The organism is Candidatus Thermoplasmatota archaeon, assembly GCA_034660695.1.
In the GTDB taxonomy this organism is placed as follows: Archaea; Thermoplasmatota; E2; order UBA202; family DSCA01; genus JAYEJS01.
The window spans coordinates 1-21,651 of sequence record JAYEJS010000131.1 but is presented as its reverse complement, the minus strand read 5'-3'; the positions used below and the strand labels follow the sequence as shown (position 1 = coordinate 21,651).

General features: G+C 40.2%; 29 protein-coding genes and 1 tRNA gene. 10 read left to right on the top strand and 20 right to left on the bottom strand.

Features of this window, described 5'->3' with window-relative positions; all coding sequences use genetic code 11:
- Together U9O96_07085 and U9O96_07080 are read right to left on the bottom strand one after the other, a co-directional pair.
- Positions 1-180, bottom strand: a 180-nt coding sequence (locus U9O96_07085; GenBank protein ID MEA2054847.1) for a hypothetical protein, incomplete at its 3' end; no start/stop codon positions are given.
- Positions 177-332, bottom strand: coding sequence for a hypothetical protein (locus U9O96_07080; GenBank protein ID MEA2054846.1), 156 nt, complete (start codon positions 330-332; stop codon positions 177-179). The genes U9O96_07080 and U9O96_07085, both read right to left, overlap by 4 nt.
- 55 nt (positions 333-387) lie before the next feature.
- Here U9O96_07080 and U9O96_07075 point away from each other — a divergent pair, with 55 nt between their 5' ends.
- Positions 388-705 carry an Ig-like domain-containing protein gene (locus U9O96_07075; GenBank protein ID MEA2054845.1) on the top strand — a complete coding sequence of 106 codons (318 nt, stop codon included), beginning with the start codon at positions 388-390 and terminating at the stop codon, positions 703-705.
- Positions 706-880: 175 nt separating this feature from the next.
- On the opposite strand, the gene U9O96_07070 is transcribed toward U9O96_07075, so the two are convergent.
- Complete coding sequence (locus U9O96_07070; GenBank protein ID MEA2054844.1) at positions 881-1,942, bottom strand: hypothetical protein; 1,062 nt, start codon at positions 1,940-1,942, stop codon at positions 881-883.
- Positions 1,943-2,010: 68 nt separating this feature from the next.
- Here U9O96_07070 and cutA point away from each other — a divergent pair, with 68 nt between their 5' ends.
- The 6 genes from cutA (at position 2,011) to U9O96_07040 (ending at position 7,002) form a co-directional block, all read left to right on the top strand.
- Positions 2,011-2,325, top strand: a complete 315-nt coding sequence (gene cutA, locus U9O96_07065; protein MEA2054843.1) for a divalent-cation tolerance protein CutA — start codon at positions 2,011-2,013, stop codon at positions 2,323-2,325.
- A complete protein-coding gene (locus tag U9O96_07060) occupies positions 2,322-3,107 on the top strand; it encodes an SAM-dependent chlorinase/fluorinase (protein ID MEA2054842.1) in 786 nt (261 codons plus the stop codon). The genes cutA and U9O96_07060 overlap by 4 nt, the downstream gene beginning before the upstream one ends.
- Before the next feature lie 39 nt (positions 3,108-3,146).
- Complete coding sequence (locus U9O96_07055; GenBank protein MEA2054841.1) at positions 3,147-3,416, top strand: hypothetical protein; 270 nt, start codon at positions 3,147-3,149, stop codon at positions 3,414-3,416.
- Positions 3,417-3,537: 121 nt separating this feature from the next.
- The gene (locus U9O96_07050; GenBank protein MEA2054840.1) at positions 3,538-5,439 is read left to right on the top strand and encodes a C25 family cysteine peptidase; all 1,902 of its coding nucleotides are present in this window, start codon (positions 3,538-3,540) and stop codon (positions 5,437-5,439) included.
- A 154-nt stretch (positions 5,440-5,593) separates the two neighbouring features.
- A complete protein-coding gene (locus U9O96_07045; GenBank protein MEA2054839.1) occupies positions 5,594-6,691 on the top strand; it encodes a hypothetical protein in 1,098 nt (365 codons plus the stop codon).
- A gap of 158 nt (positions 6,692-6,849) precedes the next feature.
- Positions 6,850-7,002: a hypothetical protein gene (locus U9O96_07040; GenBank protein ID MEA2054838.1), complete on the top strand. Its 153-nt coding sequence runs from the start codon at positions 6,850-6,852 to the stop codon at positions 7,000-7,002.
- Positions 7,003-7,031: 29 nt separating this feature from the next.
- Here the strand turns inward: U9O96_07040 and U9O96_07035 are convergent, their stop codons facing one another.
- From U9O96_07035 to U9O96_07015, 5 genes are all read right to left on the bottom strand, one after another.
- The gene (locus U9O96_07035; protein MEA2054837.1) at positions 7,032-8,702 is read right to left on the bottom strand and encodes a formate--tetrahydrofolate ligase; all 1,671 of its coding nucleotides are present in this window, start codon (positions 8,700-8,702) and stop codon (positions 7,032-7,034) included.
- Positions 8,699-9,310 (bottom strand): cyclodeaminase/cyclohydrolase family protein, encoded by a 612-nt coding sequence (locus U9O96_07030; GenBank protein MEA2054836.1) that lies wholly within the window; start codon positions 9,308-9,310, stop codon positions 8,699-8,701. Before U9O96_07030 ends, U9O96_07035 begins: the two co-directional genes overlap by 4 nt.
- Entirely contained in the window at positions 9,307-10,209 is a 903-nt protein-coding gene (gene ftcD, locus U9O96_07025) for a glutamate formimidoyltransferase (protein ID MEA2054835.1), read from the bottom strand. Before ftcD ends, U9O96_07030 begins: the two co-directional genes overlap by 4 nt.
- 81 nt (positions 10,210-10,290) lie before the next feature.
- Entirely contained in the window at positions 10,291-11,655 is a 1,365-nt protein-coding gene (locus tag U9O96_07020) for a hypothetical protein (protein ID MEA2054834.1), read from the bottom strand.
- A complete protein-coding gene (locus U9O96_07015) occupies positions 11,601-12,923 on the bottom strand; it encodes a hypothetical protein (GenBank protein ID MEA2054833.1) in 1,323 nt (440 codons plus the stop codon). Before U9O96_07015 ends, U9O96_07020 begins: the two co-directional genes overlap by 55 nt.
- Before the next feature lie 85 nt (positions 12,924-13,008).
- Between U9O96_07015 and U9O96_07010 the strand changes: the two genes are divergently transcribed.
- Positions 13,009-13,182, top strand: coding sequence for a hypothetical protein (locus U9O96_07010; GenBank protein ID MEA2054832.1), 174 nt, complete (start codon positions 13,009-13,011; stop codon positions 13,180-13,182).
- 137 nt (positions 13,183-13,319) lie between these two features.
- Here U9O96_07010 and U9O96_07005 read toward each other — a convergent pair whose 3' ends face one another.
- Entirely contained in the window at positions 13,320-13,529 is a 210-nt protein-coding gene (locus tag U9O96_07005; GenBank protein ID MEA2054831.1) for a hypothetical protein, read from the bottom strand.
- Positions 13,530-13,803: 274 nt separating this feature from the next.
- On the opposite strand from U9O96_07005, the gene U9O96_07000 reads away from it, so the two are divergent.
- Positions 13,804-14,925 (top strand): ATP-binding protein, encoded by a 1,122-nt coding sequence (locus tag U9O96_07000; protein ID MEA2054830.1) that lies wholly within the window; start codon positions 13,804-13,806, stop codon positions 14,923-14,925.
- Between the two features lie 166 nt (positions 14,926-15,091).
- Here U9O96_07000 and U9O96_06995 read toward each other — a convergent pair whose 3' ends face one another.
- The 9 genes from U9O96_06995 to U9O96_06955 form a co-directional block, all read right to left on the bottom strand.
- The gene (locus tag U9O96_06995) at positions 15,092-15,628 is read right to left on the bottom strand and encodes an epoxyqueuosine reductase QueH (GenBank protein MEA2054829.1); all 537 of its coding nucleotides are present in this window, start codon (positions 15,626-15,628) and stop codon (positions 15,092-15,094) included.
- A gap of 38 nt (positions 15,629-15,666) precedes the next feature.
- Positions 15,667-17,154, bottom strand: coding sequence for an ATP-binding protein (locus U9O96_06990; GenBank protein ID MEA2054828.1), 1,488 nt, complete (start codon positions 17,152-17,154; stop codon positions 15,667-15,669).
- 50 nt (positions 17,155-17,204) lie between these two features.
- Positions 17,205-17,381, bottom strand: a complete 177-nt coding sequence (locus U9O96_06985) for a hypothetical protein (GenBank protein ID MEA2054827.1) — start codon at positions 17,379-17,381, stop codon at positions 17,205-17,207.
- A gap of 22 nt (positions 17,382-17,403) precedes the next feature.
- Positions 17,404-17,793, bottom strand: coding sequence for a hypothetical protein (locus tag U9O96_06980; GenBank protein MEA2054826.1), 390 nt, complete (start codon positions 17,791-17,793; stop codon positions 17,404-17,406).
- A 42-nt stretch (positions 17,794-17,835) separates the two neighbouring features.
- On the bottom strand, positions 17,836-18,348 hold the full coding sequence (locus U9O96_06975) for a nucleoside-triphosphatase (GenBank protein ID MEA2054825.1): 513 nt from the start codon (positions 18,346-18,348) through the stop codon (positions 17,836-17,838).
- Positions 18,345-18,989 carry a hypothetical protein gene (locus tag U9O96_06970; GenBank protein ID MEA2054824.1) on the bottom strand — a complete coding sequence of 215 codons (645 nt, stop codon included), beginning with the start codon at positions 18,987-18,989 and terminating at the stop codon, positions 18,345-18,347. The genes U9O96_06975 and U9O96_06970 overlap by 4 nt, the downstream gene beginning before the upstream one ends.
- 1 nt (position 18,990) lies before the next feature.
- Positions 18,991-19,404 carry a hypothetical protein gene (locus U9O96_06965; GenBank protein MEA2054823.1) on the bottom strand — a complete coding sequence of 138 codons (414 nt, stop codon included), beginning with the start codon at positions 19,402-19,404 and terminating at the stop codon, positions 18,991-18,993.
- A gap of 1 nt (position 19,405) precedes the next feature.
- Positions 19,406-19,597, bottom strand: a complete 192-nt coding sequence (locus U9O96_06960; GenBank protein ID MEA2054822.1) for a hypothetical protein — start codon at positions 19,595-19,597, stop codon at positions 19,406-19,408.
- Between the two features lie 18 nt (positions 19,598-19,615).
- A tRNA-Trp gene (locus U9O96_06955) sits at positions 19,616-19,757 on the bottom strand.
- 225 nt (positions 19,758-19,982) lie between these two features.
- Between U9O96_06955 and U9O96_06950 the strand changes: the two genes are divergently transcribed.
- Positions 19,983-20,720 carry a 4-phosphopantoate--beta-alanine ligase gene (locus U9O96_06950; GenBank protein ID MEA2054821.1) on the top strand — a complete coding sequence of 246 codons (738 nt, stop codon included), beginning with the start codon at positions 19,983-19,985 and terminating at the stop codon, positions 20,718-20,720.
- Here the strand turns inward: U9O96_06950 and U9O96_06945 are convergent.
- Both U9O96_06945 and U9O96_06940 read right to left on the bottom strand, forming a co-directional pair.
- Complete coding sequence (locus U9O96_06945) at positions 20,700-21,470, bottom strand: creatininase family protein (GenBank protein MEA2054820.1); 771 nt, start codon at positions 21,468-21,470, stop codon at positions 20,700-20,702. The two genes, U9O96_06950 and U9O96_06945, sit on opposite strands and share 21 nt — an antisense overlap.
- A partial coding sequence (locus U9O96_06940; protein ID MEA2054819.1) for a PEP/pyruvate-binding domain-containing protein occupies positions 21,442-21,651 on the bottom strand: 210 nt, incomplete at its 5' end. The genes U9O96_06945 and U9O96_06940, both read right to left, overlap by 29 nt.

Sequence of the window (21,651 nt, the reverse complement as noted above, 5' to 3'; positions counted from 1 at the left end):
ACTCTCGTCACCTATTTTCTTAAGCACTTTGAATGTATCACCTAAAATAACTTTATTTTTGATCTCATCAAGCAAATACTTCCCTTTTTCTTCCTTGTCTTCTATTACAAAGTTCATACTATCATTTTGGTAAATATTATTTTTAAATAAACCCTTTTGCGTGCTTTCTGTTTCGTTCATCTCTTTTTCCTCCTATTTTTGGCGGGCGGAATGTCATATAACTCCTTATATCCGAACTCAGTTCGTATATCATTCCAATCCGAAATTTTTTGCCTTATCTCAACCATTTTTTCGCTATCTTTAATCAAAACCAGCATTATAAGCATTTTCATAAAATCTTGCTTTCCAATGGCTTGAATCACATATTTAATACTACTTTGTTAGTTGATGACCATTTCTGGAATTGTTAACATTCAGGAAACGGCAAGCGACGATATTTCTGTTAAAAAAGTGGAAATAAAAATCGGCAATGGAAACTGGACAGTTGTTAATGAAACAACAACATGGAACTACACGTGGGATACAACTGGCTTTGACAATGGAGATTATATTGTACAAGCAAGGGCATATGATGGACATGAATATTCAAACATTGACGTAATAACGGTGAAAGTGAATAACAAAAAAGGTGGCATCCCTGGCTTTGAATTTATCGCTTTGATTGCGGCTATGGCTGCTGTGCTACTGTGGAAGAAAAAAGAATAGGGAATTCATGATCCACTGACAGACGATGAGCAAGCTGTCCGGATATTCCATTTAGATAGGATGAGAAAGTCCTCGTCTATCCCTCTACAGCTCCTCAAATAACTATTGCCATCTCCCATAACGAACACAATTTATCACGGCTAAAGCTAAAAATTACCTGCAAAACTTGTGTTTTTTAGTACAACATCCGTTCCATAATGCATATTTCATCGACTATTTCTTCACGAAATGCAGTTCTTATAATTCCCTCAACTTTTACGTGATATCTCCAATAATGGATAAAGGGCAGTCGTATATGATGAAAATCTATAGTGGTCATATGCAATTCAACAAAAATAGAATTTTTGGTATCATCTATGGAAATAAAAGATTCTGTGGGTATTTTCCTACCGTGGTCATATATATAGGAATAAAACCTCATTTCAATGCTTTCGGGAAGAACGGCCATGTAACTCCCGTTTTCGCTTAAAATAGCAAAAATATCAGAATACCGTCTGTTATGCATTATATCTCCCCATACTAAGGAGAAAGAATCACACGTAACTTTCCCATCCATATATCCCCATTCTACTACGGGGGTAAATAACGAAAATATGTTGTGATCATGGTATCCCTTTCCCTCTACGCTGGTAACTTTCCCGCCTATTTTCATTTTTCCCGTTACATGCAGTTCCGGAATAGCAAGCCACCATCCCATTCCCATCTCTCCCTTCCACCCTCTGGTTTTATTGATAAATTGCAGTTCTATTCCATTCTCATTTTTTTCAAAAGAAATATCATATGACAACCTGTTATACTTATCTATGTAGCCGTTCACTACTTCATCACCAAAAAATTTTATGAAAGGTCCTTCGTTTGACGCATAGAAAGAAAATGCAGTTGCTCTTTCCATAACTTCCATGTGCCCTTCCTTATAAATGTAAAGACCAGCCAATGCTGTTCCGCTCTTTCCATCAGAAGAAAATAATGTTACTATGAATATCATACTATAATTATTGTTGAAAATGGCCTCGTAGTACCATGTTTCAATATGGAGGGGCAGGTCAGAATGAAAGCTATCATCCTTTAGTGTCATGTTCTCTGGGATGAAATATTCATCGCTGAGGGAAGCATGCATATTCCCCATGCACTCCCCGAATGTATCTGCTTTTTTTTCCGTATTATTGTCGGATGGTATAAAAGGTATAAGAAGTGCTATTGAGAAAATAGCCAGCAATGTTTTAGCAAATTTTTTCACGGTTATAAACTCTTGCCCATTTTAAATGATTGGCATTAATTTTTAATTTGGTTTTTCGTTTAGTGCTTATGAATTACATAATGGTTTTCTGCACATGCGAGAAGGAAGAGGCAGAGAGAATTGCAAAAACTCTTACTGAAGAAAAGTTGGTTGCCTGTATCAGTATGTCCGATGTTAAATCCTTTTTCTGGTGGAACAAAAAGGTAGAAGAAAAAAAAGAAGTTATTCTTGTAATGAAATCTAGAGAGGATATGTGGGCCAGCATAAAGGATAGGATAAAGGAAATGCACAGTTATGAAATACCCGAAATAGTTGCCGTGCCAGTTAAGTACGGGCTGTATGATTATTTCAATTGGATAGATGAAATCGTGGGTGAAAAATGAGCAGTATAATAACTCTCACCACCGATATTGGATGGGCATATGCCGCACAGATGAAAGCCAGTATTTTGTCCATAAATCCTGATGCGAAAATTGTCGATGTAACTCATGATATTTCCCCCCGAAATGTGATGGAAGGAGCTTATGTACTGTACTCCACGGTTATCCATTTTCCAAACGCGATACATATTGCCGTTGTCGACCCCGGGGTTGGTACGGAGAGGAAGTCGCTGATTGTGGAATGCGATAAAGGCTGTCTGATCGGGCCAGATAATGGCATCTTAATCCCGGCAGGGCGGCGGCTGGACATAAAGACCGTATACGAAATTACAGAGAAAAGGTACATGTCTTCGGAAGTATCTACCACATTTCACGGAAGGGACATATTTTCTCCTATTGCTGCCCATATTTCCTTGGGGGTAAGCCCTCATGAAATGGGAAAGGCCTTTGCAGATTACAGAAGCCTGGATTTCGGTGATGCCAGTACCGATAATGTTATCACCGGGAAAATAATTTTTGTAGATAAGTTTGGCAATATAATAACCAATATACCAAAAGAAATTGTAGGACTGAAAAACGGGGATAGCGTAAAAGCAGGTATAGCCAGCAAAGAATTTGAAATAAAATTCGTGAAGAGTTATGGCTATGCCGAAAAGAATGATATATTGCTCACCATTTCCAGTTCGAATTTTTTAGAGATTTCCTGCAGAGACGGAAATGCATGCAAGATATTGGGGGCTAATATAGGGGAGAAAATAGAGATTGCCAGGGTTGCCGATTTCTAAAAAATTCATTTTAAAGTTGTTCTAAAGGTTAATTGTATCGTGTTAAAATGCCCAGAATGTGGCAAAGAACGACCTTATCGAACAAAAAGAACTAAGATAGATAATGGAATTCCGAAGATAAGACTTGCATATGGCATTAGAGGGCACTATGATAAGGCCCACCCTAATTCTGTCCTCACAGATTCTACTATAGAACAAATTATATGCAGTCAAAAAGCGGTTGATGTTGACCCGGCATTAATTAACGGGATCGAAAAATCCGAAAACTGGATTAAATGGAGTTATTATAATCTCTTCAAAAAAGATTAAAATCATATCTATTATTATTTTTGGATTAGTTCTTTTTGGGCTGAAGCACTTTTTCTTTTAAAGAAAAAGGGCTCTGGGGCACAAAAATTATAACCACCTTTTGTATTGTTATTTGATTGACATGAAAAAGAAAATAATTGGAATATTGGTAGTGGCTATATTTGTTATGAGCACTTTTGTAAGCATGGCGGGCTACAACTCCCGGCATGAAATGTTATCAGGAGATGAAAACGCCGGCATGTCTTTTAAGGAACTATACGAAACATTTGCTGTCCCAGAGATATCCTTCAAGGAAAATTATGCAATAGTGACAGTTAAAAATGCTGTGAGTGACAACAGTCCAGGCCATCCAATCATGCCTTATAAATCAGAAACGCTTACATTTCCGTTCGGAACGAAAATTGAAAGCATAGATGTTGAACTGGGCAATATACAGACAATGCATCTGGACAAAAAAATAGCTCCTGCTCCAGAGCTTGTACCGCTGAACGGAGCTGAACCAAAAGCAGCGAAGGAGGGCAGGGTGTATGAAAGCAACGAACCATATCCATCAAACTGGTTCACATATAACATTGGAGCGGGCATTCAAAACGGAGAGCATGCTATATTTCTTTCAGTACATGCTTTTCCAGCACGCTACATTCCATCAACAGATGAACTGGAGTATGTAAATGAAATGAGCATTGAGATAAATTACATTCCTCCAGAAAAGCCAATGCTTAACAATGATGCTTATGATTTGCTCATTGTAACGCCATCTGAGTTCAGCGATACTTTACAGCCATTGATAGAGCATAAGGAAAGCTATGATGTAAAAACGATGCTTGCCACAACCGAAGAAATATACCAGACATCCAGTGGAAGGGATGATGCAGAGAAGGTAAAATATTTCATTAAGAATGCAATAGAACAGTGGGGAATAAAATATGTAATGCTTGCCGGTGGGTTAACATCATTGATCTCGGGGCAGCAGTGGCATGTCCCGGTACGATATGTCCGTAATGAGGATGGATCTGAACCGAGTTACATAAGCGATCTCTACTATGCGGATATTTACGATGCAGATGGAAACTTCAGCACATGGGATACAAACGATAATGGCATATACGGAGAATGGCGTTTTGGAGGGAAAGACAAAATCGATGGTTATCCTGATGTTTACGTTGGCAGGCTTGCATGCAGGAATACAAATGAAGTGCAGATATTGGTAAATAAAATCATCACATACGAAAGTGGATGCGATTCGTCCTGGTTTAACAAAGCATTGCTGGTCGCCGGCGATACCTTTAATGACATCAGTGCACACAATTATCTTGAGGGAGAAGTTGCAACTCAAAAGACGGCTGAATATCTTGAAGGCTTTGAGCCCGTGAAGTTATGGTGGTCAGAAGGAAATCTCAAACAGTCCAATGTTGTAAAGGAAATAAGTAATGGATGCGGCTTTGTGCACTTCTCAGGTCACGGCAGCCCAGGAATGTGGATGGCAAAAGACTTCACAGAGGACCCGCATGGGAAGTATATTCTTGGACTGGATGTTTACCATATGCCGTTGCTTTCAAACGATGGAAAATACCCGGTAGTGGTCATAGGCGGCTGCCACAACAGCATGTTTAATGCAACACTTGCGGACAGCACCATAGGGTGTATCAAATCGCTTACAGGAACTCTGACTTGGTACTGGATGCCCATTCCCGAGTGCTTCGGATGGTGGATTGTAAAAGCGAAGAGTGGTGGTGCTATCGGAAGCATAGGATGCACGGGGCTTGGATACGGAACAATTGGGGATCGCAACAATGACGGTGTTCCAGACTGCATACAATATCTTCTTGGTTGGCTTGAAACAAACTTCTTCGAACTCTACGGACAAGAACATGTTGATATACTCGGCGAAATGTGGGGAGGTGCAATATCAAATTATGCCAGTGTTTTCCCGCCCATGGACGACAAGATAGATCTTAAGACCATAGAAGAATGGGTTTTACTGGGCGACCCGTCCCTTAAAATAGGAGGGTATTCCTCCTAATCTCTTTCCTTGTTTTTTCTGTTTATCACTATACGTACTATTTTATTGAGATGGAAAAGATGGCCAAACCGAAACAAAACACCTTCATATGTTCTGGTACAAAAGTAAAGTGGATAGGCAAAAAAGTAAATATGACAATTTTTATACAAAGTATATGAAAAAAATTATTGCCACTGCAGTTTCTTTTGTTATTCTTTTAGGTGCCATTTCCATAACTGGAGAAGAAAAATTTGAGAGAGAAGAGAATGCAACATTCTCCCTGCCCAATGCCCTATGCTGTGACGGACCAGATGATATAGATGATGCCGCCCATTTTAAGTACTATCAGAACGACAGCAATATTGTAAACTGGTACGAGTGGTGGTACATGAATGTGAAGGGTGATGACGGGAACAACCTGCTCATAGAATTTTTTACTTTTGGTGATTTAAACAATCCATTTGCATCGGCGGTTGGGATTGTCATGATTTTTATGAAGGAAGATGGAAGCATTTTTAAAAGTTTGAAAAGCTATCCATTCATTGACTACAATCTGGACTACGAAAAGTGCAACGTTACCATTGCCGGTGATGTATTTTACGAATCTGGCAAAGAGAATTATACGATAACTTACCACAACGGCATAAGCGATGCAAGCCTGTATCTCAATGTATCGGGAATAACATGTGGGGTAACAGCAATACCTACAGATATGGGGGGAGAGGAATGGATGAGATGGACTATACCTGCTCCCTGCGGAAAGACAGATGGAGTTTTGGAATATACTGACAAAGAAGGACGCCATGTATACAAAATATCCGGGAAAGGGTATCACGATCACAACTGGGGCATATCGAGAAAGCTTTCCATGGATTGGGAGTGGGGGGAATTCAGTGATGACTCCATACCCGCCAGCGTAGTATACGGCATGGCAAAGTTTGGTGACAAACCTTTCGAAGGGGGAATATACTTTTCAAATGAAACGGTAAGTAAGGCAATACACATGCCGGATTTGAAACTGGAATATCTGGAATGGGATGTGATATGCGGATTCAAAAAGCCAACAAGGCTGCGCTTGTACGGCTCGAACGGGAGCTTTTCAGCAGATGTAACCGTAGAGGTTGAACAGATATACATTATAGGAGTATACAATATAGGCACGCCCTATCTGATGGGCAAGATGAGCGGAGCTATAATCGTAGACGGCAAGGATTACAAATTTTCAAATGTCACTGGATTTTATGAACATCACTTTCTCAACCCGTTCGGCTGATTTTTGCCCTTTTGTGATTCGAGCAAATGAAAATTGGTATTGTCATATTAATTATCTATACGTCTCATGACCTATACCCATTTATTACTCAAAATATAAAATAATATAAAAGTATTAACTATCGTTAAAATTTAAATATGGGTTTTGGATTTATAACCATGAAAGTTTGTTTATGTGGAGAAAAAGGATGTTGCCCGTATGTTGAGATAAAAGGGAATGAAGTGGTGATTGGGGAAGAAGGAAACATGTGCAGGCTGACAAGAGAGCAATTCGATGGGCTGAAAGACAGAATAAACAGAGGAGAAATATAGGCCCGATTGACTTCCCAACACCATTATTTCTAAAACAACCCCTCCATCCTTCCTTTTATAATATCCATTTTTTCAGCAGCAGGACGGGCTGGCAATCCCGGCATGGTCGTTATTTTTCCCGTTATAGGCACAATGAAGCCCGCCCCTGCGGAAATTCTTATTTTCTTTATCGTGATTTTGAAGTTCTCCGGCCTGCCCTTAATCTTCGGGTCGTCGGAAAGTGAATAAGGCGTTTTTGCCATGCATACGAGCGAATCTTCCATGTCCAGATTCCTTATCACTCTTATGTCGTCTTCTGCAGTGACAGTGTAAACTACTTTACCGGCACCATAAATTTTTTTGGCGATGATTTCAATTTTTTCTTTCACGCCCATATCCGGGGAGTAAAGATACCTGAAATTCGGTTTTTTGTTGTAGAGCGTATCCACAACTTTTCCGGCCAATTCTATCCCACCTTCCCCGCCGTCGTTCCATACCTCCGAAACTGCTACAGGTATCGACAGTCCATTGCAAAATTTTTCTATAATTTCTATTTCCCCATCCCTGTCACTAGGGAATTTATTTATTGCCACTACAATAGGCAAACCAAAAAGAGATATATTTTCCAGATGTTTCTCCATGTTCATGAGACCTTTTTTTATTGCATTATCCCCGCCTTTTCCCATCCTTGCATCTTTTTGGCCCATTCCCCCGTGAACTTTCAATGCCCTTACGGAAACAACAAGCACTACGATACTGGGCTTTATGCCATGTCTGCATACAATGTCAAAAAATTTTTCCGCTCCAAGGTCGCTTCCGAAGCCCGCCTCTGTAACAAAATAGTCTGCCAGTTTCAACCCCATTTTTGTTGCAATCAAGCTGTTCGTTCCGTGAGCGATATTTGCAAATGGACCACCGTGAACAAAAGCGGGCACATACTCGACGGTCTGCACCAGATTGGGCTTTATGGCATCGTTAAGAAGTAATGTCATGGCTCCAACGGCATTTAAATCTGAAGCGGTAATGGGCTTTTCCTCGTATGTATAAGCAGCTATTATTTTTGACAATCTTTTTTTCAGTTCATCGATATCTCTGGAAAGGCACAGAATCGCCATCACCTCGGATGCGGCGGTTATGGAAAAATTATCCTCCCTCGGGGTGCCATCCATCGGCCTCCCAAGTCCCACGACAATGTTGCGTAGATTGCGGTCGTTCATATCCATAACGCGGGGCCATACGATGTACCTTGGATCTATGTGAAATTTGTCCCCATGGTAAATGTGGTTATCCAGAAGCGCCGAAAGCAGATTGTGGGCAGATGTCACCGCATTCATGTCCCCTGTAAAATGAAGATTTATGTCTTCCATCGGCAGTACCTGCGAATACCCGCCGCCTGTCCCCCCTCCTTTTATGCCCATTGTCGGTCCCAGGGAGGGCTCCCTTATTGCAAGTGCCGTTTTTTTGCCGAGTTTTGTGAGGGCCTGTGCAAGACCTATAGTTATTGTTGTCTTTCCCTCACCTTCAGAGGTGGGATTTATTGTCGTTACCAGTATGAGCTTTCCATCTTCCCTTCCTCTTATTCTTTTAAAAATATCGAGCGATATCTTTGCCTTGTGCCGCCCCCATGGAATTACTTCCTTTTCTTTTATGCCTATGCCGGCAGCAATGCTTTCAATCGGCTTAAGCTCGGTCTCTCTCGCTATTTCCAGATCTGTTTTCATATTTGCTCTTCCACAATTTTGTTTACGCTCTCCAGTTTTTTGTCTGCATTTTTTTCAAGGAATTTTGTCTTCTTTTCCATTTCTTTACGGAATGCCTCATTTTTTATCCCGGAGAGATTTATTTTCACATTGAATAGTGCAGATTTCAGTGATGCATGGGCAAGCAGTGCAGAAGTTCCCGCATCCGTTATGGAATTTTTATTTCCCATTTTTGCAATAACCTCTGCGTGTTCAAGGATTTCCATGCATCGTTCTGCAGTTTCCATCGGAACGGAAGCGGCAAGTTTATAAGCTTCCTGAATGGCATCTTTTCTGGCATCCTCATCCTTTGGCATTTTAAACGCTTTCATGACCTCATCGAACGCCTTTGCATCCTCGTCCACAATCTCGAGCAGCCTTTTCCTGCAGGAAATTAATTTTTCTTTCTCCTCTCCAATCTGCTTCTCCACTGCAGCATATTTTTCTTTGCCGATGGTCAGGTTGCACACCATCTCCGATAGGGCGGAGGCTATCGCCCCTCCAAGGGCGGCGGCGCTCCCTCCCCCTGGTGTGGGTGCCCCGCTTGCAAGATTTTGAATGAATTCGTTTATGCGTTCATCTGCCATCATTTTATCTGCTCCAGCAAACGTTTCTCCAGCATTTGCCCTTCATCAAATTTTTCTAACTGAAGATAAAATTCTGCCACATCCGTTAGCGCCTCCATGGGTATGAGCCCCACTATCTCGCTTCCTATAACGTTGATTCCATATCTTTCCGCCTCTCTTTTTACTGTCTCGAAGACCCTGAATAGCGGTGTTCCCCTGTAATTCACCATATTCATGGAAACCTGGACAATACCCCTTTCCTTTATTTCAAATCCCATGGCCTTCACATACCTGTAACCTCCAGATGAATGACGGACCGCCTTTGCGATTTTCTTTGCAATCAAAATATCGTCTGTCGCAAGATTGACATTAAACGCTATTAGAAAGAAGCGGGCGCCAACTGCAGTAGCACCGGCGGTAGGATGAATATGATTCGGGCCAAAATCTGGCTTTTTGTCAGGATTTTTTCCTATCTCCTCTTTCAGACCTTCGAACTCTCCTTTCCTTATTTTAGCAAGATTTTTCCTATCGGGGCGTGTTGCTGCCTCCTCATAAAGATAACAGGGCACACCCGTTTTTTCTGAAAACTCCATTGCAAATTGCCTTGCCAGTTCTATGCACCCCTCCATTGTGGAATCCATCAGAGGAATAAAAGGGACGACATCCATTGCTCCCATTCTCGGATGCTCACCTCTATGTCTGTTCATGTCTATGAGTTCAACGGCTTTCATCGACATTGCAAGCGCCGCTTTTTTTACTTCCTCAGCCCCTCCAATAAAAGTCACATCTGTCCTGTTGTGGTCGGCATCCGGTGAATAATCCAATATTTTAACGTCAAATTTTTTTATTTCATTTATTATTGCGTCTATGACGTCCTTTCTCTTTCCCTCGCTGAAGTTCGGAACACATTCAACTATCTTCATTCTGACACCAGAGGTTAATAAGGCATGGCATTTTAAGAGTTTCTAAAAGTGAAAGAAAAAAAGAGGAAAAAGATGTGGTAGTTACTCAAAATCTCTTTTTCGTTTTAGGAGGAGAACAACCGCTACAGCACCCAGTAACAAAAGCAGCTCGAACCCCTGTATGCTGTTGTCCATCGCGGTCATCCCTGCAACGGAATTTTGGTTTTGATTTTGATCGTTGGTAACGTATATGTCTTCCCAGTTCGCAGACTCTCTATTTCCAGATTTGTCTATGCTGTAAAAATCGATTGTATACTTTCCGTATGCTGAATAACCATTTGTTTCTCCTATCTGGGACAATTTAATTTTCTCGTTCTCGTACTCTTTCCAGTTGAACAACAATTTCCATTTAGATTTCGCATCATCCCATCTCCATACCCTATAATAAGTGTGGTTAATTCCCGAGGGGTTTTCTGACGGCATATCTTCTGCATGAATTTTTATTGTTGTGCCCGTATGGATGTAATGCAGGGTGTAACAGCCCCAATAAGTTTTGGTGTTTGCGTATCCTTGGAACTGTAATTCCGTAACTGGTGGCTGATCTGTAATAACGGTTGTTGTCTCATTCGTATCTTCATTCCCATTTTCACAACTTACTTCAACATAGTTCATGATGCTTCCGCTTTCTGCTATCACTTTAGCAACAATGGTGTAATTTATGCTCTCCCCACCTTGCAACAACCCAACATTCCATGTTATTTTATTCCCGTCATCAGTGCCTCCATCCGAGTCTATTACTACGATTTGATTGTAATCGTAATAATCAGTTATTGACATATTAATAGCATTTTCCTCGCCAATATTGCTGATCATAATATTGTATACAATCTCAGAGTTGGTTTCTACTTGACTTGCAGAAGATAAGCTGACCCGAAGAACAGGAGGAGAGAGTAGCGGTTTAGCTGTAGTCTGCTCTGAACATGAATCACTCACACTCTGACCGCATGTAACAGTCGCGTAGTTAAGAAATGTGGTTTCTTCTTCTATGCCTTTTACTTTGGCAATAACTGTATATTCCTTGCTTTCTCCAGCAGTGAGATTGCCAATATTCCATGTTATTTTATCTCCGTCATCTGTGCCACCATCTGCATCGGTTATGTTCAGCATGCTTTCATCGTAGTCATCCTCTATGATTACATTACTGGCGTTCATGTTTCCATTGTTTGAAATAATGATTGTATAACTCAAGTTTTCTCCTTCATAAACTGGATCGGGAGAATCTGCTTTTTGTATCGACAACGATGGACATGCTCTCACTGTTACATTTGCTGTGTAATTTAGGTAAAATTCGTCTGAAATTAGTTCTGTAAATAATGGAATGATTATTCCATCATCCAAAGGTAAATCTATCCCTAGCCATATTTCTCTCTGAACCCTGAATTTCCACCTAAAGTATTCATATGCCACTCTTTTTCATTAGAAGTATTTTCATAAACGAATTCCATATGCGGAAATGTAAACCGTACCGTTACGTTTTTCATATCCATGTTGCCGGCATTGTAATAAATCAGCTTGCACAATATTCCATCTCCAGCTTCTGCTTCAGTGGGAGCTTCCAGTTCGATATGTGGCTCGGCATACAGTACAGTTGTCCTCTCCCAGACTCTTCCCCATCCTCCATTGGACGAATAATAATGCACCATGTTTTGCAACATTGTTTCATTGTTATCTGCCGCAATACCAGTTATCTTTATCTTCTTTGTTTCCCCTGGCCCAATCGAATCAAATCTCCATATGTTGTTTCCTTCCGATGGCATAGGATCAAAGCTCATTGGAATAAAGTTGGAATCATAGTATTCAGTTATGCGAACGTTTTGTGCAGATGCACCTCCAGTATTTTTTATAGCGATAGTATAAGTAAGATTCCCTCCTCTCTTTACTTCAGATGGATCGCTTTGTATGTTAACTTCCAAAGGAACGGTTGGATTAGCACCCGGAGCTATTAACGTCAAGTGCCATATATTTGCCCATACGTACCCAGCATATTGCGTTCCATTGACAAGAATATCGGTTACATTTACTCCTGTATCATTATACATTTCCCATGTTTCGTTTTCTTCGTTCCAATAATATATCCCAAGTAATTGAGCTTCTGTAATATTGTTTCTACTCAAGTCTTCTAAGGAATAATATATCCTTACATAAATAGGCCATCCAACGACGCTTTCATTCTCTATATTTATTTCCAAGTATTTTCCTAATAAATCAACTGATAATACTTCACCAACTGGGTTTTCGCTGAAATTACCTACTGTAACATTTGTAACGTCATTAGAATTAATAACAAGTTCTACATCCATGCTCTCCGAACTTATGTTATTTTTCCCACATGAAATTTTACATTCATACGTTAGATTGCATATATAGAATCTATAAGATAGTGAAACAGAAGAATGCCCACTCTCGTCTTCTGCCCATATAAAGGAGTCATATACTCCCTCTTCATCATAAGTTGCATTAAAGTAATATGTGGCACTATCTGTACTTATCATTGTCGTGTTTATAACCGATTCATTTGGGTATTTCATGATGTTAACTTTTACCACCTGAGTATTAATATCAACTATATCACAAGTTATGTTAACATACCCATTTAATAGTTGGACAATCGGCAAAACTTTTACACTTTCTATTGATGGAGCAGTCTTATCTATTTTTATTTCTACACTGTGCACTGTTTCAGTATTTCCAGCATTATCCTGGCTGTAGTAATCTACTGTATGGGTTCCCTCAACACCGATTGTGATTGGTGCAGTATATGTGAGTCAACTGCCACCATCAATGCGGTATTTAGTAAAAGCAATTCCATCATCATCGGTTACTGTTAGAGTTACATCAACATTGCTCACATACCAGCCATTATTGCCAAGTGTCCCAGATAATGAATGTGTTGTTACTGGAGCAGTTGTATCTATAATGAATGGTCCGATATGAGATGTTGATCCATAATTTCCAGCATTATCAATTGGCCTTATGTGGAAATACCGTGTTCCATCTCCAACAGTATTGCTTAATGAATTAACTCCTTCTTCTATATCCTTTCCATCTGGAATCGTATCTGCAGTATGATCCTATTCAATTGCATATCCATCTAAATGGCTTATTGCATCTGCTGAAGCTGTCCATTCCACTTCTATTGTATTAACATTTGAATATTCTCCAGGAACATGAGTAGGACTATGTAGATTTGAAACTGGAGATGGTGCTGTTTTATCAATTTTTATCTCTACGCTATGCGTTGTTTCAGTATTTCCTGCATTATCCTGGCTGTAATACTCCAAGGCGTGAACACCATCACTGCTTATTGTAAATGTAGACGTATAGGTAATCCAGCTTCCTCCATTAATGCGGTATTTAGTGAATGCTACACCAGATGCTGTATCTGATGCCGATAACGAAACGGTGACACTACTTACATATCAATCATTGTCTCCTCAAAATTTGGAAAATCATGAAAATGCTATCTTGAGCTTTTGCAATAAGTATATGTAACCAAAAAGTTATAACTAAAAGGTTATAACCAAAAAGTTATAAAGTATTATCTCATTAGGTTTTATGGATCTTATGGAAAATCCTTTCATATATGGGGCGATTGTTACAGGCAAACATTTCGTGGACAGGGAGAAAGAAATAAAGGAACTGACGATGGATTTGCTTTCCGGGCAGCACGTCATTCTTTATTCCCCCAGAAAAATGGGAAAATCTTCTCTGATAGAGGAAATATTCAGAAAGATAAACGATCAGGGGAAAGCAATAGCAGTAAGAATAAATCTTCAAAGTGTAATAACAAAGGAAGATATGGCAAGGATGATGATAAATGAAATTGTTAAAAACGCATATAGTTCAATAGAAAAAGCTGCAAAGGAAATAAAGGATTTTTTTACGAAAATAAGCGTAAGAATCTTCATTGACGAGAAGGGAAGAATGGGCATTGAGCCCATTTTCAGAAATAAAGAGGATCTTTTAGAAGAGGTGTTGGCTTTCCCTGAAAAGAAGGGGAAGAAGAAAAGGATAATAATTGCATTCGATGAATTTCAGGAAATTGAAAAGTTTGATGGCTTGGGAATGGAAAGGAGGATGAGAGCGATAATGGAAAACCATAAAAACGTGAGCTACCTTTTTTCAGGGAGTGAAAGGCATCTAATTTCATTAATTTTTGAAAATGAGGAAAGACCTTTTTACCGATTTGGGAAAATGGTAAGGCTCGAGCCCGTGGAGAGAAAAAAGCTGGAAAAATTCGTAATAGAAAGATTTGAAGAAACTGGTAAAAAGATAAATAGGGAAGCGACGAACTTTGTCCTTGCTTTCAGCGAAGGTATTCCTTTCTACGTGCAGGCAATATGTCATGAGGTATGGAATTTGGGTAATAAAATTGATTTAAAAAAGGCAAAAAGGGCTTTGGATGAGGTGATTTCTTCCTTTAGTCCTGGCTTTGAATTGATATGGAATAATATAGGGAGCGAATATCAGAAAAAATTGCTGGTAATAATGGCTGGAAGGGATAAAGATTTTGAGTTAAATACAGAATTTATAGAAAAGCATGGATTAAAATCATTTGCTCATATCAGAAAAGCAATTCAATCATTGGAAAAACGTGGTATGATTTACAAAAATCGCATAGCGGACTTTTTCTTCAGGGAATGGATAAAAAGGGAGAAGGTTGTATGGAATCGGTGACTATCAATTTTTTCCCAGTTCTGCAGAATTTATCTCCATTTGCCCTATTTTGCCCTACATCTCAAATATCCTCTTCAGCTGAGGGATATAAACAAAAGGAAGTGGCGAAAATAATGAGAACGACAGAAAGAACAGTATACACATGAAAAAGAGGAAATTGATTTTTTCATAAAGCCTTTCGGTATCTCTCCCATTCGCTTAAGATGCATCCGCAGTATTTCTGGCGATAAAGTCCGTAGGCTTTAGATATGGCATTACCCTGATGCAATCCTTTACGGAAATCCTCGTAGTAAAACGGTATGCCGTATTTCTCTGCTAACTCATTGCCTGCTTTTTTTATCGCCTCGTGATACTGATGATGGGAAACAAGGAGTGTGGTGGTAAATGCATCGAAACCGTTTTCTGTTGCATACTTTGCAGTTCTTTCAAGCCTATAAGCATAGCAATGCTCGCATCTCTCCGGTCGTTCAACGCTTTGCAGTTGCATTTTTAGGTAGTCAATAAAATCGTAGGTATTGTAAACTACCTCAACATTTTCTATTTCTGCATAATTTCTTAACGACTCCTCTCTTGCCCTGTATTCCATAAAAGGATGAATATTCGGGTTGTACCAGAATCCAACGACATCGTATCCCTCCTCGCATAACTTTTTGTGAGGATAGCAAAAGCAGGGAGCACAGCATACGTGGACAAGAATTTTCATGATAACTGTATTTAATCCTTTTTTAAATAATTTTGTTTCTATCTGCCGAATCTAAAAGAAAATTTACGGGCAGAACTCTTATCATCCTCATCAATAACTTCTGCAGCCCTCCCGCCGTGGCTCGACCTTCTCACCCTTATCTCCACGAAGAGGGGTGCATTGATTGGCAGACCGCTCACAATTGCCATTCCTATTGGAAGTCGCTGTATTTCATCCGCCGCTCCCTGTGTCAATCCCTCCACCGAGGCAACTATTGCCTTCACGTCATTGGGGTTGGTGGTCTTCAGTATTATCTGCGTATTGCACTGGGATACAACATTCTTTTCAACCCGGGCTGGACGCTGGCTAACTATCGCCAGCCCCATTCCAAATTTTCTTCCCTCTGAGGCTACCGTTCTTATTATCTCCGAAGATATGGCTCCCCCCTGCCCTCTCTCGGGGCAATACCTGTGCGACTCCTCTATGACTACCATGAATGGGGGAATGCCATTCCTTTTTCTTTCATCAAATAATTTTGCAAGGACATGAGAAACGACCACATCCTGTATGTGCGGCGGAATGCCCCTCAGATTTATTATCGAACATTTCCCTTTCCGGACAAGTGATTCTATTGGCGTTGCATCTGCCGAGAACAGCCCCATGTCATTCAGCTCCTCGAGCTGCGGAATCAAATTCCATTTTGCACTGCTTTTAGCTTCCTTTAGATTGTCTATAATGTCCTCCAGTAGGTATATCCTCTTTTTTTCACTGACTTCCTTTATTGCCTGGTAAAGAATTCCTTTCTGCACACCGGTTATTTTAGATGGCATTACGTCAAGCAGATCGTTCAGTTCCAGGTTTATCTCGTCCAAGTAAAGTGGTATCGAATCTGGATTTGCCCCATTTCCCGGAGAATACTGGACAATATTTCCTCCATAGCCCTTCGGTTTCACATCAAATCTTTTCATCATTTCCAGTTCATTTTTGTCCAGGTTTGGATGGATAAGGGAAGCATATTCCCCATGCGGGTCTATTATCACAACCGGCACATTATTTTTTATAAACTCCTCGATTATTACACCCATTGCATAACTTTTACCGCTTCCACTTTTCGCAAGTATTGAAACATGTTTCTGGAGGAGTGTATTTATGTCCAGGTAAACTTTTATATTCAAATCTTTTAGGAGCCCTATATAGGCGCCTTTCTTTTTTAATCCGAGCACTTCTCTTACAATGGCTTCATCAGCTATGTAAACGTAATCTCCCTGCCTGAACGGTGTCCTGGGAACACAAAGCCCCTGCCTTCCACTATATCCAATAACGTCTGCAGATGCGGAAATTTTTTCACCTTCTTCCCTAGCTTCCTCAAGAAAAACTTTTTCAAAGGAAAGCTTGGATATGCGCTTTGCTTCCCTGATTTGAGCCAGAACTTTTCTTTCTTCATGAACAACATATACGTAGTCGAGTCTCCTTATCTGCCTGTTCGAAGCGAAGGTAAAGGCTGTTGATGTCGTATCGCCATATATTATCCCAATCCTCTCCTGCATTAAAAAGTAAATGTGTTCCCTAATGTTATAATTTGCGATAATTGTAGAATTTAACAAGGAAAAGGGCATTCATTGCATTTATTTTTCCTGCAAAAGTCTCTTCCCAACTTCATCAAAGCGATCTCAAGTTCAGCAGCATCTATTCCTTTCACCTCTATTATTTTTTCCTTCCACAATCCATGCTTTTTAGCAGCTAAAACTGCATATTTAGATGGTTCATGTTCCATTCCCATTTCCCTCAAAAAAATATTAACTGTTGTATCTCCTATTCCCTTTGCTAACTCTTTCAAATCTCTCTCGTTTCTTCCTTCCTTCAATATTTTTTTCTATTCCTCCCCGTTTCAACAAATTTTCGCATGCCTCCATGAGTTTATCAGCCGTTTTAAAGTCATATCTTGTATATCCCCCCTTATCCAAGCATCTTACGATTTCATCCCATCCAGCTTCAATAATCTTTTCCGGAGACGTATATCCATATTTTTCTAAAACTCTATAGGTTCTGATAGCATTCTCTTCCTTAATAGGGGCTCCAAAAAGCAAAGCAGCCAGGAACCATTTGAATATTTCCTTGTCTACATCTATCCCAAGCAACTCACTGTATCTTTCACCATATTTTTCAACGAAATCCTTTAACTCCATATATTCACTACAAAAACAAAAATCTATACAAAAAATTTGTTATTATGTTCGCTTCTCACACAATTTCTTTTGCAACTCGGAAAGCGAAATCCCATTGAAATTTATGACATTCAGTCCATATTTTCCATACTTTTCAATAAATGCATCTCTCAATTGACTTCTGACTACAATGAAAACATTGCTCTCGCTTTCCAAAGCATACTCTGCGGCTTTTATCCAACCGCGTCCATTCAACTCCAGCGGGCCTATCTCATCTATAACAACGAGTTTGCAATTCCCAATCGCCCGATTTATCGCATTTTCGCCGTGTTTTATCCCCTTACCGCTTATCTTATACCTGCCCATCTCTATTCCTTTAAAGTCACCTCCAACCCTTGCCAACGCTTTTGATTCTCCCGTCATAATATCGAGAGCATCTATTCCTATCTTTGCACCGTTGCTTATTACTGGAAGAGAGAGAACTCCCCCACACGAAAAACTGGCATTCCTGACCATTTTGTATACTGCTGTACTTTTCCCAGAATTTTTTTCCCCGGTGAGCAGGAAATTTTTCATGGCAGCATGATTATGCCAGCCCAGCAGAGTATGGAGACAAGAGATGCTACTGGATAATAAACCTCTTTCTTTATTTCCACCATTCTACTGGCCACATCGTTTGGTATTGAAAGGACCATGGTGAGAGTCAATCCCCCGGCCAGCCCGGCAATCGTCCCACTCGAAAGAATTTTGGGTATCACGGCAAGCAAATCTGACAGGTAAAAAGGAGCAGATACAACCAGTGGTGTTAAAACCTGTGTGGCTACATAGCCAAGGGTGTATATCACGTAACCGGAGATAATGCCCATGCTGACTTTCATTTCAATCCCATTTATTCTGTTAATGCTTATGCGGGGACTGTACCAAATCATCTCAAAAAGCGCTCCTTCCACAGCTATCGCTATTGCAGAGCAGAGCAGGCACCCGCCGACAGGATGGAGGAATTTCAGCATTCCTGCAACTGCTCCCATGCCGAGCTGCATGCCCCTTATTCCGTAAATCCTCCTGCTTACGGCCATCAGTCCAAGGCCGATAAAACCCGTCATTATTGCTCCCGACGAAAAGCCCACATTGTGCAGATAGTCGCCGAGGGCGCATTCCATCAATCCCCATATAGAGCCAAAGAGGACAACCCCTGCTAACATCCTCATCTTTTTCATTTTAAATCACCTTTATTTCAACAATATTTCTTACCCAAAATTGTTTGGGCAAATCTGAAAATATCGCTCTTTTTTCCTCCTCTGTAAATATGCCATTTTTGATGTTATTCCATTCCACTGTCTTGGAGTAGCCATCTGCCGCTATAATCGTATAGATATGCTCACCAGGATTTTCCACTCCCGAAAGATTTACAATGTCCGCCAATGAAATTCCGGTATGTGTTTCTCCCATAGAAGTTTTCATATCCTTTTTATTACATGAATTGAATAGATCATTAATGCCGAACTCTTTCCCATTTATCTTCAGATAATCTGTTCCCTCTCTTTCCTGAAATGAGTGAACGTATACGGTAGATAAAATACCCATTGTCATTAACAAAACGGCAATTACAGGTATCACTCTTTCAATTCTCATTTTAACCCTCTTTTTCTGGAAGCATGGAGAGTAATAATCCTGCTATCCCGAAACCGATCAGAACAATAGTTACGGAATAAATTCCTATGTCTGTCCATGCACCATATTTTACATTCCATGCAAAATAGAATATTATGCCTAACAGTAGTACAAACATTGAGATGATTGTTTTCACATTTATTTTTTCGTTCATCTTATCTCTCCTTCTTAGTGGGAGCACTGGGATTTGAACCCAGATCGGCGGGTCTCTTCTATGGGTCATCGCTCCAGTTAATCGTCACGGATCAGATGACCCTCTTTAATTCATTCCCATAACTGGAGCCCGCAATGATCCCTGGCTACACCATGCTCCCAGTAAGGCAATAGTGTAATATCTTCCATTATTTAAACTTTAAATTTGCATAATTCGTACCATATATGAGGCTGAATACCTGCCACAAATTCATGATGGGGTTTTGATATATCAAAAGCTAAAAGTGACAACTCAAATTTCTGCTACCCAAAACTGAATTATATGTGAAGGAAGTCTATAATAATTGTAAGACAAGATTTTAAATTGTAAGATGCATGCATACAATATGTACGTTCCAAAAAGCCATCCCCGCTATCAGTCCCTTATGATGAGGGAGAGAATAGCAGATGGAGTGAGAAAAGGGCTGGTACACGAAACGGGCATGATTGCACATGGGAGAGGGGAAGCATTTGATTACCTGATAGGGGAAAAGACTATAGACCCTGCTGATGAGGCTGCCGGGGCTGCTGCTGCTTATTTTAAAATCGCCAAAAATGCGGTAATATCAGTAAACGGGAACGTTGCCGTTCTTGCTGGAAAGGAATGCATAGAGCTTGCAGAGGCGGCAAATGCACGGATTGAAGTCAATCTGTTTCACAGAACTGAAGAGAGAGTCAAAAAGATAATAAAATTTCTTGAGGAAGTGGGAGGTGAAAATATTCTCGGCATGGAAGCAGATGCAAGGATACCGGGCTTAGAACACGACAGGGGAAAATGCTGTACGGAAGGAATTTATTCTGCAGACGTTGTACTTGTCCCTTTAGAGGACGGGGACAGATGTGAAGCTCTTAAAAAAATGGGGAAAATAGTTATCGCCATAGATCTCAACCCTCTTTCTAGAACTTCAAGGGCTGCTGATGTGACGATTGTCGATAACGTTGTACGGGCCGTACCGAACATAAAAAGACATTTTGATAGAAAAGAAAAATGTGACCAAATAAAAAGATGGGATAACAAAAAATGCCTTCAGGATTGCTTGGATTACATCAATGACCGTCTTTCATCATTTTATGAACCTGAGTAAAAGTTTTATTCTTGTCGGAAGTTCTGGAAGTTCTTCTCCAGAAAGCATTGCCATTGCCGTTTCGGTACATATGTCTGTAATTTTTTCCAGAAACTTTTTTCCATATTCCTCGTTTGCTATCGAAGGATTTCCAACATAACCTTCCTTTGCGCCCATTTCCTTCATTGTTTTGAACAAAGCATCCGGTCCATCCATTTTTATTTTCACCGGCGGAAGGTCATTCCATTCCTTTACAAGTTCTGGAAAAAGAACAAGGGCGAGAGATGTCTCTTTCATGTCTGCATGCACCTCTCCTTCTCCATTAAGGGGAGGCCATAGCATTCCTTTGAAATAATATGACGAAAAAGGTTCGCATATTGTCATGCCTTCTTTTTTTCCTTTTTCAATTGCCGTATGAATTGCTTTTATGTGATGCAAATCCATGTGAAAATTGCATACAATAATATTCCGAAAATTCATTTTTGCCGCGGAAACAAAAATTTGATGCAGCATATCCCTTACAGCTTTCCAGTCGATTGACATGCTCCCCGGAAAATCTCTAGCCATTCTGCAGCAGCCGATCGGGAGGGAAGGGAGTGAAACAACACTAAATTTTTTTTCTTCGAGAATCGTCATCGCCTTCTTTTCCACAAATTTTGCGATAAGAAAATCTGTTCCGACTGGAAGATGGGGGCCGTGCTCTTCCATCGGGCCGATTGTTAAAAAAAATATCGTATCCTTATCAAGTTTTTCGATTTCCTTCCAGTTCATCTCCTCGAATTGCATCAATGATATAACAAATTTTTATATATATTTCATTCCCTAGCTGTGGCGTTCTTTTTCCGGAAACGATATCCTCTCCCTGGGCATTCATCAAAAATTCACCGTATAGTTCTTTTTCTCCGGTTGCCGGATTTCTTGTAAATGCAACTCCCGTACCCGATTTGTCGTC